The following is a 13847-nucleotide window of genomic DNA, read 5'->3' as shown; positions in this document are numbered from 1 at the left end:
CACACCCCTGCCGTGCAAGAGCCGGAAAGGGAAGACACAATGCGGCGCAAAGAGACACAAGGGATCCTCATGGCTGCCATTCTTTCTCCCCTGAACAAGATGCGGCTGGCCGCGCTGGGCTGCAGCCTGCTGCTGGCCGCCTGCGGTGGTGGCAGCGACGGCGACACGCCGGCCAACCCGCCGGCGCCGGTCGGCAACGCCCCCACCGCGCGCATCGACAGCCCCGCCGAAGGCACGACCTTCGCGGCCGGCGATACCCTCACCTTCGCCGGCAGCGCGACCGACGTCGAAGACGGCACGCTGCCCGCCACCTCGCTCAGCTGGTGGGCCGACCTGCACCACGACGCCCACACCCACCCGCTCCAGCTGGCCACGCCCGGTGCGGGCGGCACGGTGACGATCCCGGTGCGCGGTGAAACCTCGTCGAACATCTGGTACCGATTCCACCTGAAGGCGACCGATTCGAACGGCAACGTCAACGAGGTCACCCGCGACGTGCAGCCGCGCAAAGCGCAGGTCACGCTCGCGACGGTGCCGGCCGGCCTGGCGCTGACGATCGACGGCCAGCCGGTGACCGGCCCGAACACCTTCACCGGCGTGGTCGGCATCGAGCGCGATGTCGGCGCCGCCACGCAGACCTTCAATGGCCGCAGCTACGGCTTCGCGACCTGGAGCGATGGCGGTACGGCCACGCACACGATCTCGACCCCGGCGGCCGACACCACCTACACCGCGACCTTCACCGACCTCGGCCCGGTGACGAACCAGCCGCCGACGGTTTCGCTCGCGGCCGCGGCCACCGGCACCGTCGGCACCGCGATGACGCTGACGGCCACCGCGGCCGACCCGGACGGCACGGTCGCGAAGGTCGAGTTCTTCGACGGCGGCACGCTGCTGAACGCCGACACCAGCGCGCCTTACTCGTTCTCGTGGACGCCTGCCGCGGCCGGCGCCCATTCGCTGACCGCGCGCGCCACCGACAACACCGGGGCGACCACCACCAGCACCGCGGTCGCGGTCACCGTGACGACGCCGCAAGGCCCCGACACGCAGGCACCGACGATCGCGATCACCGCGCCAGCCAACCTCGCGACCAACCTGACCGGCACGCTGAACATCACTGCTGCCGCGACCGACAACGTCGGCGTGGCCGGGGTCGAGTTCCAGTTCGATGGCGCGGCGCTCGGTGCCGAAGACACCGCGGCACCGTTCACCGCGAGCATCGTCACCGCCAACCATGCGAGCGGCCAGCACGTGATCCGTGCGCGTGCCCGCGACGCCGCCGGCAACCGCTCCGACTGGACCATCGTCACCGTCAAGTTCGGCGGCTCGGTGGCGCTGCCGCAGGGCTTCACGAAGAACGAATCGTGGGTGGCCGGGCTGAACAGCGCGACCGCGTTCGCGCAGGCGCCGGACGGCCGCCTGTTCGTCGCCGAACAGGGCGGCACGCTGCGCGTCGTGAAGAACGGCGTGCTGCAGGCCCAGCCCTTCGTGACGCTGACGGTCGACTCGCAGGGCGAGCGCGGGCTGATCGGCGTCGCGCTGCACCCCGATTTCGCGACCAACGGCTGGGTCTACGTCTATCACACGACCACGCAGAACGGCACGCACAACCGCATCACGCGCTACACCGCGGCCGGCGACTTCGCGGGCCCCGGTGCGCCGAAGGTCATCTTCGACCTGCCGGCGCTGTCGGCCGCGACCAACCACAACGGCGGCGCGATGCACTTCGGCAACGACCGCAAGCTGTATGTGGGTGTCGGCGACAACGCGCGCGGCTCGCCGGCACAGGACAAGACCAGCCTGTTCGGCAAGCTGCTGCGACTGAACGACGACGGCACGATCCCGACCGACAACCCGTTCTACGCGGCGAGCAACGGTGCGGACTTTGGTGCGGTGTGGGCCTACGGCCTGCGCAACCCGTTCACGTTCGCGGTGCGTCCGAGCGACGGCCGCATCCACATCAACGACGTCGGCGAGGTGACCTGGGAGGAAGTGAACGTCGGCACGGCCGGCGCGAACTACGGCTGGCCGGGCTCCGAGGGCAACGAGCGCGTGACTGCCGGCATCACCGGGCCGCTGTTCACGTACAAGCACAGCGCGACCAACCCGGAGGGCAACGGCCCGGGCGGCTTCTTCGTCGGCCAGTGCATTGCCGGCGGCGCGTTCTACCCGGCGGGCGGCAACTTCCCGGCGATGTACCGCGGCAGCTACTTCTTCGCAGACTACGTCGCGCACACCGTCGGCCGGGTCGACCTGGCGAACGGGAATGCCGCGTACGCGTTCGCGAAGCTCGACGCGGATCCGGTCGACATGCTGGTTGGGGCGGACAACGCGCTGTACATCCTCGGACGTGGCGGGATCGTGAAGATCGCAGTTCCGTGATCGTGCGGCGCGTCGCGTCGCGGCGGGTGAGGGGATGGGCTGGGCTGGGGGCTCATGCCGGGGTGGTCGGCCCTGGCGGGCCGACTCCACTGCGAAGATCGGCTTCGGGGATGCATCGGCAAACTCCCTCCACTCACTTCGTTCGTTGTGGTCAAACAGTGCCGATGAGTCAGTCCACGAAGCGGGCTGCGCCCGCCATCCCCGAAGCCGATCTTCTCCGTCACCCCAGAAATCGCCCCCAGCCCAGCCCATCCCCCCACCCGCCGCTCAACACCACCCGCTCTTGGGGGAGGAAAAGATTGAAGTGACCGACGAGCATGCGAGCGCCGGCGCGCTCGTCGGTCACTTCAATCTTTTCCCCCCCAACACAGCGAGCGGTGCCGGCAAAGGCGCGGGGGGGTCATCGGCCCCGCCAGGGTCGATGACCGCCCCCCGCGCCTTTGCGCGCGCAGAGACAGCGCTCAAGCAGCACGCAGCGTCTTCGTGAACAGCGTCGCCCCGGTCAGGTCCTTCAGGTTCACCGTGAACGCCTTGGTCTTCGCGTCGATGTCGACCTGCCCGAAGAACTGGTAGCCCTCGCTCGGCGCCGCGTTCTGCGCCGGCGGCGCCTTCTCGTAGACCACCTGCACGCCGAATGTCGCGTCGGGCTTGTTGGGCCCGAAGCTGCCGGCGTTCAGCGGGCCGGAGATGAACTCCCAGAACGGCAGGAAGTCGGTGAATTTCGCCTTGCGCGGGTCGTAGAAATTCGCCGCCGTGTAGTGCACGTCGGCCGTCAGCCAGACGATGTTCTTGATGCTCGCCCGCTTGATCTCGCGCAGCAGCCGCGCGATCTCCAGCTCGCGGCCCAACGGCACGCCGTCGTCGCCGTTGGCGATCGCCTCCCACTTGTCGCGGCCCTGCGCATCCTTGCCGTCGGGCACCTGCACGCCGATCGGCATGTCGGCGGCGATCACCTTCCAGGTCGCCTTCGAACGCTTCAGCCCGTCGAGCAGCCACGCGATCTGCGGTCGTCCCATGAACGCGCTCTCGCCAGTCTCGTCGGTCTGCAGGTTGGCACCGTTCGGGCCGCGGTAGCTGCGCATGTCGACGACGAACACGTCGAGCAGCGGCCCCTGCGGCAGGTGGCGGTACACCCGCTCGCTCTCGGCATCGGGCCCGCGGCGCAGCGGCGCGTACTCGAGGAACGCGCGGCTCGCGCGCGCCACCAGCAGCGGCACGTTCTTCTCGGTGTAGCGCGCGTCGCCCGACACGTCCTTCGAGTCCGACCAGTTGTTGCTGACCTCGTGGTCGTCCCACTGCCAGATCTGCGGCACCTCGGCCGACAGGCGGCGGATGTTGGCGTCCATCAGGTTGTAGCGGTAGCGCCCGCGGTATTCGTTCAGCGTCTCGGCCACCTTGCTGACTTCTTCGGTCACCAGGTTGTTCCAGGTGCTGCCGTCGGGCAGCTTCAGCTGCGCGGCGATCGGGCCGTCGGCATAGATCGTGTCGCCGCTGTGCAGGAAGAAATCGGGGTTCACCTTGCGGATCTGTTCGTAGATCTTCATGCCGCCCCAGGCCTCGTTGATGCCGAAGCCCTGGCCGGCGGTGTCGCCGCTCCACGCGAAACGCACATCGCGCAACGGCTTGCCATGCGAGGCCGCCGGCAAGCGCAGGTGGCCCGGCATCGGCTCGGACAGCACGCGCTCGTTGTGCAGGTCCTGCAGCACGACGCGGTAGAACACTTCCTGGCCGGCCGGCAGGCCCGTCAGGTCGACGCGGCCGGTGAAGTCGCTGTCTTCCAGCAGGTGCGGCCCGCGTACGCGGTTCAGGTTGGCGAAGCTCGCCGTGCTCGACCACTCGACCCACAAGCGCGCCGGCCGGTCGCTGCGCGTCCAGACGATCGCGCTGTCGGCCCGCGCATCGCCCGACTGCACGCCGGACGGAAACTGCGGACGCATCGCATCGCGCGTGACCACCGCGGCCGCACCGGACTGGGCCGGCTGGGCCGACGACAGCCCCGGCACGGTGCCCGCACCCGCCAACAGCAACGCGTTCGACAAGAAGATCCGGCGGTCCATTCGATTCGTCCTCGGTGATGCATGAAAGCGCGCAGTCTGCGGTGCCCGTGTGGCAGCTTCATGAACCGATCCGACACACCTGGCCCTGTTAGTCGGCAATCGCGCAGACACCGTGCAGGCCATGCATTTCACAGAACGCAGCATGAACAACTTGTATGGCCGGGCATGAGCCGCTTTGGCGCCGTTCTGATTACGCTTGCGGCGCGGCCGATGGCAGGTCGGCACCGTTCAGGGAGAAGCCAAATGAGTCACCCCCATGCATCGACGGGCTCGGCCGCCTGGGCCCCTGTCGCGGTCCGATTGACGTGGCGCGTGGCGCGCCACCACCTGCGCCGCATGTGCACCCTGGTGCCGCCGATCGCCCTGCTGGTCGGCGGCGCATACAGCTGCCTGACGGCCATCCCTTTCGGCATCGGCGATGCGGCCGCCGTGCTGATGTTGCCGGGCGACCTCGGCCCCGCCGGCCGGGGCCCCGATGCGCTGCTGATGTTCTGGATGCTGTCCTACGCCTTGCTGCCGCTGCAGGTGGTGGGACTGCACGAGGTGTCGAGACGGGGGCAGCTGATCGAGCAACTGCGGCCGCTGGTGCTGCACGCCGCGCCGCACGGACCGGGCCGGCAAAACCTACGGTACGCCGCCGCGGCGATCGCCGTGCTGGCGCTGCTCGGCATCGGGAAGATCCTGTTCGGCTCCGCTACGCGGGACCTGGCGGTCCAGACACCGGGGGCGCTGCTCGCCTTCCTGGGCGTCAACTGGCTGCTGCTGCACCTGCTGATGGCGATCGTCACGCTGACCACCTCCTTCTTCGCCGCCTGCGGCAGCAACGCGGCGCGAAGCCGTGACACGACCGATCGCCTGCGGTCCTACGCCGATTCGCGCCATGCGTCGGGCTGAAGGGTTCTCAGCCAACCGCTGAAAGGAGTGGAAACGAACGGCAATCCGCGGGCTTCTCCCCGGACGGCTGGCGCGCCGATTGCCTAAGCTGCCGCATGGCCCTCGTGCAGCCGCTTTCGTCCGTGCCGGCGGTGTCGTCCGCGGGTGGGCCGCGGCCCGCCGCCGCAGGTGCGGGCGCCCCGGCCATCCTCGACATCGAGGCCTCGGGCTTCGGCCGCGACAGCTACCCGATCGAGGTCGGCTACGTGCTGCCCGACGGCAGCAGCTTCTGCAGCCTGATCCGGCCGGCGCGCCACTGGACGCACTGGGACCCGGCCGCCGAGCAGGTGCACCAGATCCACCGCGAGACGCTGCTGGTGCACGGCCGGCCGGTGACCGAGGTCGCGCAATGGCTGAACGACCAGCTGCACGGCCTGACGCTCTACAGCGACGGCTGGGCGCACGACTACCCCTGGCTCGGCGCGCTGTATGAAGAAGCAGGCCTGGTGCCCGGCTTCCGGCTGGACAACCTGCGCTCGCTGTTGACCGAAGTCGAAGCGCGCGACTGGTATGCGACCAAGCAGGCGGTCAGCAACGAGCTGGGGCTGACGCGACACCGGGCGAGTGCGGACGCGCGCCTGCTGCAACGTACGCTGCTGCGGCTGCGGGAGCCGGGGCGGGACCCATAGCCCGCGGCACCCCGGCACTGCGGCCGCAGCAAGCCGGTCAGATCAACGCATTGGTGGTCAGGTGCACCGGCATCGACCCTCGCCACTGGGGGGTCATGTCGGATTCGGCAGCCGCCGGAGCGCCGAATGCCGCCATCGCGCTGACCAAGCCTTGCGCCTGAGCGTCGACCCCGCCGCCCTGCACGCTCAGCGTCGCCAGCAACTGGTCCAGCGCCATCGTCGCGCCGTCGGCAAAGCGGAACAGCTCGACACCGCGCTCTGACACCGCGTGATCCGAAGCCACCCGATCGGCCGCGTAGTCGATGTCGAGGAATTCGCGTCCGTCCTGAAAGAGCTTCAGCGTCTGCAGCGAAATCCGGTCTTCGATTTCTTCCCAGTTCTCGGGGTTGGGGTCGAAGGTGAAGGCATCGGACCACTGATAGCTCAGGCTGGCCTGCTGAACCGAGGTGTCGAACTCCACGATGTCCTTGTTCGCGTAGGTCAAGTCACCGTACATCGCAAAGTACTGCAGGGCGTCGAACCCGTAGGTGTCCCCCAGCTGGAGCCAGTCGAATGCGGCCAGGTCGGAAATGGTGTCCAGATCCGACCCCGCCGTGCCGACGATGTAGGTGTCGGCGCCCGAACTGCCGTCCATCCAATCGCTGCCGGCACCACCGATGATGACGTCGTTGGCGTCGGTTCCCTGCACGGCATCGTTGCCTTCGCCGACATCCAGCCATCCACCCCGGCCACGATACGTGTTGTCGGCATAGCTGAACCACACGCCCAAGTCGACGTCTTCACCGTCCGTCGGCCCGTTCGTGGCAATGCCCCAGTCGGTTAGCGTCCGGTAGCCGATGTTCACCGAGTCGTCGCCAGCGCCGGTTTCGAGGGATCCGCGGAAGTCGGTGAAGGTGGCGATGTCTTCATAGTTGACGCTGCCGCCACCGCCCCCGAACTCGATGGAATCGTCGCCGGCCGAACCATGGACCGTCGCCTGCGTGGCGGTGTACACGTACTCCATGTACGACTCCGTCTCGAAGGTGCTGACCGGCGGTTCGTTGCGCGGCTTGTAGAAGCCCGAACCGCCGGATGACGAACCCGCCGGCAGCAGCACACCGAGGACGTCGTGGCCCTGCCCGCCATTCACCAGGGTGGAACCCGGCGGCAGATTGGATGCGCCACCCGGCAAGTCATCCAGCGAGACGAACCGCTTGATGTCCGATGCGGGGTTGACCGGCGAGCTGGGGGCATGGGAGCCGCGATCCCGGCCAATGACGGTCCGGTATCGCTGAAACTCCTCGACCTGCCACGCCCCAGGCAGGAAGTCTGCATCACCGGCCACCTCGAGATCGACCTGCCTGACCTTGTCGGCGCTCTGCACACCGCCCGCGAGAAAGCTGGCGAACTGGCCCTCGATCCGGAAATCGCGCAGTTGCGCCTCGACTAACGCGGTCTTGCGCCCGGCCAGGTCGGACTGCGCCGGCGGCAATGCCGACGCGATGCTGTCCAGCGTCACCGCGGCGTGGCCATGGGCTTCGACGTGCCAGGATGTCCCGAAGCCCGGATGCAAGGCGTAGTCCTTGATCCTGACGATCGAGGACTCTCCGGACGCCAGGATCAGGTCATTGCCGTCGCGTGCTCCGGTGACGCTGCCGTCGAACTGCAAGGTGGCGAGTTCGTCGGTGCTGCCCTCGACCACGTCGTAGCCATCGCTGCCGCTGAAGGTGTAGGTGTTGGAGCCCGTGCCACCGACCAGGGTGTCGTTGCCGGCTCCGCCCGTCAACGTGTCGTCGCCTGCCCCGCCCTCGATGCGGTCGTCCTGCTCGGAGCCCACCAGCAGGTCAGCGCCCGCCGTACCGCGGTACACGCCGTCGGCCGACAGGCCGCCCTCGGCGGGCGGCAGCTGCATCAGATCGAGCAGCGATGCCGTCGTGCCGTCCGCGAACTGCAGCGCTCCGATTGCCATGTACGCCCCCGCTTCCAGCGTGACGACGTCGCCCTGGCCGTAGTCGATCGAGACGATCCGGGCACCGCCACGCGCCACGCCAGGGCTGCTCACCCGGATGTCGGCGAGGCCGATGCCGGCACCGAAGCGGATCACGTCCAGCCCGCCATCCGATGCCTGGACGGTTGCGATGGTGTCCACGCCATCGCCGCGATTGAATTCGTAGACATCGACACCGGATTCAGCATCGGTCACGCGTCCCGACAGCGAGTCGTCGCCCTTGCCCCCGGACAGCAGGTCGGCGCCGGCGCCGCCCTGCAGTTCATCGTTGCCGATGCCGCCTTCGAGCACATCGTCTCCGCCGCCCCCGCTCAACAGGTCTTCGCCGCTGCCGCCTTGCAGCAGGTCGCGCACGCTGGTGCCGGTCAGCGCCTGGTCGCCCGTCATCGACGACGACCACATGATGCCGCTGCCGGTCATGTAACCGGAGCGCACCAGCCCTCGCGCTTCGGTCGCGTCGACGATGGTTTGCAGCGACCGGGTCGCCCCGGTTGAATCGGCCACCATCAGTGAACCCGGCGAGATGCCGGAGCCATAGGACACAAGCCCGGCCGATCCGAAACTGACGTAAGTCGTTCCGTCCTGGCTGAACACTTCCGCGGTGTCGTGGGCCAGCGTGACGCCATTGACCTGCAGGACGTTGTCGCCCTCGTTGTCGTCGATGTGGGAGGCGATGTAGATCGGCTTGCCCTCGACCAGTTCGGCCGGCTTGAAGGTGATGCGGTAGGTGTCGTTGCCGGCGCCGCCGACAAGGTAGTCATCGCCGTCGGACTCGAGCAGGTCGTTGCCTTCGCCTCCGAGGAGGACGTCCGTGCCGATGTCCGCGGTCAGCGTGTCGTCGCCTTCGCCACCGGCCAGCAGGTCATCACCGTCACCGCCGCGCAGTGCATCCTGGCCCGCGCCACCGAAGAGGGAGTCGGCACCTTCGCCACCCGTCAAGGTGTCGTCGCCGGCACTGGCATACAGCATGTCGAAGCCTTCGCCGCCATCCAGCACGTCGTTGCCATTGCCACCCAGCAGGCTGTCGTTCCCGGTGCCACCGTAGAGCGTGTCGTTGCCGGTCAATGTGGAGACCGCATCGCTGCCGGTCTCGTCCTCGCCAGACAGCCAGTCGTTGCCGTCGCCGCCATCGAGCACGTCGTCGTTGCCACCGCCCCAGAGCTTGTCGTCTCCCGCGCCGCCATCGAGCGTGTCCTTCCCGTGCAGGGAAGCAGCGACCACGCTGGTGACGTCATCGCCGCGAAGCTCGTCGTTGCCGTCGCCGCCGCCAAGTTCATCGTCCTTGCCGCCGCCGACGAGCGTGTCGTCGCCTTCGCCGCCGTCCAGCAGGTCGTTGCCATGCGCTGCGGCGCTGAGCGACGTTTCATCGGCGTCACCCCACAAGGCGTCGTTGCCTGCGCTGCCCCACAGCGTGTCGGCGCCGCCGCCGCCTTCGAGGTAGTCGTCGCCATCCTCGCCATCGAGGTAGTCGTTGCCGAAGGCTGCTGCATCGGCGCCGGTGGCATCCGAATCGCCCCACAGGCTGTCGTTGCCGGTGCCGCCGTACAGGCTGTCATCGCCGCCCTGGCCGAACAGGCGGTCGTCACCGGCCTCGCCATCCAGGTAGTCTGCGGCATGCGCCGATGCCGACAGGCGCGACACGGCGTCGTCGCCCATCAGCGTATCGCTGTCATCGCCGCCGAAGAGGGTGTCCTTGCCGCCGCCGCCATAGAGCACGTCGTTCCCGGCTTCGCCGTCGAGGTAGTCGTCGCCGTGGAACTCGGCCGCCAGCTGTTGCGAAGGCGTGTCGGACGCGGTGTCGCCCACCAGCACGTCGCTGCCACCGCCGCCGAAGAGATCGTCGGCGCCGCCCTGGCCCAGCAGGGTGTCGTCACCGTCTCCGCCATCGAGGTAGTCGTCGCCATGGATGGCAGCCGGGGCCGCTTCGATGTCGGCATCGCCGAGCAGCAGGTCATTCCCTTCATCGCCATACAGATCGTCGGCCCCACCGTAGCCGGTGAGCGTGTCCTGGCCGGCACCGCCGGACAGAATGTCCGCACCTTGCTGCTCCTGCGGCGTATGGATGTAGGAACTGGTGCTGTTCACGATGGAGGCATCGCCGTGGAGGTCGTCATCGCCGTCGCCACCGTCGATGAAGTCGTTGCCACCCATGCCGTAGACGAGATCGCTGCCATCGCCTGCATGCACGACGTCGCTGCCGGAGCCAGCGGCCACCCAGTCGTCGCCCGCGCCGCCATCGATCACGTTTCCTTCATCGTCCGTCACCGGGAGGCCCAGGCCCGGGACATGCCATTGGCTGCCTTCGACCACGGACCAGTCGCCGCGCGTGTCGCTCCACCCTGCCCCCGCGTAGCCCGCGGAGCCGAAGATGTAGTCGCTTCCGTCGCCGCCTTGAAGCGTGTCGCGGCCGGCACCACCGGCCAGCAGGTCGTGGCCTTCGCCACCATCCAGCAGGTCGGCTTCTGCCGATCCATTGAGGGCATCGTTGCCGGCGAAGCCGAGCAAGGTCGAACTCGCGCCATTGCTGTTCAGGACTTCATTGACAGGGGTCCCCGGCACGGTGTTGCCGGTCTCGGGCGGTGTGTACGCACCGTCGAGCGTGATGCCGAGGTTCTTGTTCGGCGACCAGCCGCGCACGGCAATGACGTCGGTTCGATCCGAGAACGTGATGAAGAGATCGTTCCGCAGCTCGTCGATGGGAACGAGCGTGTAGTTCACCTTCTTGTCCGCGGTCTGCCAGACGCCGTCGGCGACCTTCTTCGCTCCGGCGCCCGTGATGGGGCCCAGCCCGTCGATTCTGATTTCGCCTTGGCCGTCCTTGTCCTCGATGGTGTCGTAGCCACCCTCTGCCGCGAACTTGTAGATGTCCGTGCCGTCCCCGCCCTGCAAGGTATCGGTGCCCTTGCCGCCTTCGAGGGTGTCGTCTCCGGTGCCGCCGATCAGCATGTCGGCACCCAGGCCCCCAATGAGCGAGTCGTTGCCGGCGCCACCTTCCAGGTGATCGTTGCCATCCTTGCCGTTGAGCAGGTCATTGCCGCCCATCCCATAGAGATGGTCCTCATCGCCATCGCCATTGATGACGTCGCCCTTCTCGCTGCCGAAAGCGATCTGGTGGTCGTACAGGGAGATGCCGGTGCCGTCGATGGCCAGCGTGAGCGGGGAACCGCCCGGGATGACGTGGGTGTAGTCGATGTAGTCCCAGTTCCCGGCCACGGCCGATGTATCCCAATCGTCGTCGTAGCTCTTGTGGCCGCCGCGCGGGCTGTCATCGTCATCGCGCGCGCCTTGCTTGTCCCATTTGAGTTTCCAAGCCAGCATCTGGGCCCGATCGCTGAGGTAGGAGTCCGTCATGCCTTGGCCGCTGGCTTCGTCCGACAGGTCAAGCGAGCCATCGGTGTTGTGCGCGGTGTAGCTCACGTCCGTGACCACGAACGGATTCAGCTCGCGCAACGCGTAGCGCCATGCGATGCTGTTGCGGGCCTGGCCGATCAGTTCGTCGCGGGTCAGGCTGGCGTCGATGGTCAGCTTGTTGCCATTGAGGTCGGTAGGCAGTGGAGTCGTGATCGTGGAGGTGACGCCGAAGAGGAGGTTGCTGAGCTTGTCCAGCAAATCTCTTCGCCCGTTTTGGTCACGGTCCTTCAGCAAGCGATAGAACTCAACTGCGCCGTCGCCGCCGAAGAACCCACCGATCAAGGCCGCGCCAAACACGATTGCCGCCGCCGCGGACGCCGGGATAACACCGGCGGCAGCCAAAACTCCTGCCCCAGCAGCTGCGATGGCCCCAGCCGCCCATTGCAGCGCAGACGAGCCACCAGCATCGACGGCCCATTCCGTCATGATTTCTTTGGCTCGCGATGGATTGGCGTTGGCATCCATTCCGGCCAGCGTGAGTGTGAGTAGTGTTCCAAACACCCCCAGCCTCTTCGCCCATGCCGATCCAGCCGGCGCATTCCTCACCATGTCCTGGATAGCCACAGCCCCAGCTTTCGCATTGGCCAGTTCAACCGAACCCATCTTTGCCGTTTGCTCGATAAACGACTGCACGAGTACCTTATCGCTGTGAGCAAGTTCTGCAGTAGCGTCGGACCATCCCAAGTACGTTGCCGTGCTTGCGGGTGTCAGCTTGCTGAAGTGAGTTTGGTCTCTTGAGAGTTCTCGTATGGAATTCAGGATAGCTGACTCATCGCCCATCGCTTTTATCGTTGCGATCGGGACGCCATCTATCGATGTCACATTCAGATTGTTAAGAAGAGTAGGAAGCTCAACTTGGGCGAATACTCGGCTTGACAAAGCAAATGGCGCAATAACGCGAACTTCGCCAACAGTTGCAGCAACGAAGCGTTCGGAGGTATTGGCCCAAGCACCGCCACGAGAAGCATAAAGGAAATCGTTCGCTGGAGTTCCCCTGATATCCAGATCTGCGATTTCCGTCAAATTAAAAGCTTTCGCCACTGCATTCTTGAACTGAGGCGCCTCCAAGAAGGCAGCAACCTCGGTCGCATCGATAGCTCGAATATCCGCGCCGGAGGCGAGCATACTCTTTATAATCGCATTTGAACTCGTACCATCGCCAAGCGGTCCGCTGTACAGTACGGTCACACTTCCATGAACGCGACCACCCGTCGCTTCTAATGAAATTTGAGCCACTAGAGACAAGAGGCTGTCTGATGTAGCGTATGCAGCCGGATTGCTCGTGAGGAGTTGCAGAGCTTCTGCTGCGGTGTAAGTCATGGCGGCAACGTCCTATTAGAAATCAAACGTGGTTGTGCTTCGCGCGCCACTTGAATAAACGCCGCCACCTTGGTAAGCAATCAACCCCTCTTTCAGGTCCGAAACAACTTTGCTTCGTTGATCCGCTATCGACTCGGGCAGATCCAGTTGCAAAAGCTTGTAATGCCGCCACCTACTTCCATCCGGCGCAGTTCCCGTTTGCTGATCCAGGCGAACCGTGAGCAGCACCCCGTACCAATACAGGGTGCACTCTTTCTGTGTCGCAAACTCCTCGCGGCCAGACCCTACAAAACGCAAATATATATCACGCTCCTTATCAACCGTCCAATCTGGCTGGAACGTTACCTTCAAGAATCGGCGATCTATTTCTTCAATGTCATATTTCTTAATGTTTTGCGCCGAAATATATTCATTAATAAAAGTCATTTCATTTCTCCTGTCATGTCGATTGCAAAGCAATAACTTTGCGAGAGTAAATTTCAGAAAAGTTCGTAGCTTGGTTGTCTCTCGCGGAGTCTTCGATGTCCTTGGCCATCTGGCATCAACCCACTGAACAACAACTATGTATCGCCTGCAGCGGCCCCTTTCACCGAACCACTGACTTCGTCTATCAGGTCAAAGAGTGATTTGACAGTGAAATTTGCAGCCGGGTCCGTGAGCTGAAGGTAGGCCGCGAGATAATCTTTTGCCATATTAACCCCCCGCCCTTCAAAATTCACCAATACAGGCGCGCCTCCTGGCTCACCATACATTCCGTAAACAAGAAATGCCTCTCTCACCATTTCTCGCAGTTGATTCGAATCGAAGTCAGCCTCATGATCCAGGGGGCGCAGGAGCCCAGATGAATTATTCTTCAGCGATAACGAGTACATTCGACCATTATTGAAGAAATAATATGTACACCGCGAGTCCATCGGAAGCTGAGGCGCCCAGAATAAATAGCTATTTCTATTAACATCGACTGCCCAGTGAAGGTTGTCACCGCCTTCAAAATGACCTCCTCTCATGGCCAAATGCCGTTGCTTTCTCTCATCGGCGTCTGAGATTATTTTGGAAGCATCGACAGAAGTAATCATCTTCAGCTGGTAAGTCATAATTTCTCTCGGCAATCAAATATTAATCAGC

Annotated in this window: 7 protein-coding genes; 3 read left to right on the top strand and 4 right to left on the bottom strand. The window is 65.2% G+C overall.

The window, feature by feature from the left end; translation table 11 throughout:
* The first annotated feature begins 69 nt into the window (after positions 1–69).
* Positions 70–2385, top strand: coding sequence for a PQQ-dependent sugar dehydrogenase (locus FHT26_RS07390; RefSeq protein ID WP_168559499.1), 2316 nt, complete (start codon positions 70–72; stop codon positions 2383–2385).
* A gap of 461 nt (positions 2386–2846) precedes the next feature.
* On the opposite strand, the gene FHT26_RS07385 is transcribed toward FHT26_RS07390, so the two are convergent.
* A complete protein-coding gene (locus FHT26_RS07385; RefSeq protein WP_168559498.1) occupies positions 2847–4442 on the bottom strand; it encodes an alkaline phosphatase D family protein in 1596 nt (531 codons plus the stop codon).
* Between the two features lie 243 nt (positions 4443–4685).
* Here FHT26_RS07385 and FHT26_RS07380 point away from each other — a divergent pair, with 243 nt between their 5' ends.
* Positions 4686–5336, top strand: coding sequence for a hypothetical protein (locus FHT26_RS07380; RefSeq protein WP_168559497.1), 651 nt, complete (start codon positions 4686–4688; stop codon positions 5334–5336).
* A 95-nt stretch (positions 5337–5431) separates the two neighbouring features.
* The gene (locus FHT26_RS07375; protein ID WP_246867763.1) at positions 5432–6004 is read left to right on the top strand and encodes a 3'-5' exonuclease; all 573 of its coding nucleotides are present in this window, start codon (positions 5432–5434) and stop codon (positions 6002–6004) included.
* A gap of 37 nt (positions 6005–6041) precedes the next feature.
* Here FHT26_RS07375 and FHT26_RS30300 read toward each other — a convergent pair whose 3' ends face one another.
* The 3 genes from FHT26_RS30300 to FHT26_RS07360 form a co-directional block, all read right to left on the bottom strand.
* A complete protein-coding gene (locus FHT26_RS30300) occupies positions 6042–12722 on the bottom strand; it encodes a calcium-binding protein (RefSeq protein WP_168559496.1) in 6681 nt (2226 codons plus the stop codon).
* A gap of 15 nt (positions 12723–12737) precedes the next feature.
* Complete coding sequence (locus FHT26_RS07365) at positions 12738–13148, bottom strand: hypothetical protein (RefSeq protein WP_168559495.1); 411 nt, start codon at positions 13146–13148, stop codon at positions 12738–12740.
* Positions 13149–13282: 134 nt separating this feature from the next.
* Positions 13283–13816, bottom strand: coding sequence for a hypothetical protein (locus FHT26_RS07360; protein ID WP_168559494.1), 534 nt, complete (start codon positions 13814–13816; stop codon positions 13283–13285).
* Positions 13817–13847: the final 31 nt, after the last annotated feature.

Source organism: Rhizobacter sp. SG703 (assembly GCF_012275445.1).
In the GTDB taxonomy this organism is placed as follows: domain Bacteria; phylum Pseudomonadota; class Gammaproteobacteria; order Burkholderiales; family Burkholderiaceae_C; genus Rhizobacter.
This window is presented reverse-complemented; position numbering and strand designations above follow the sequence as displayed.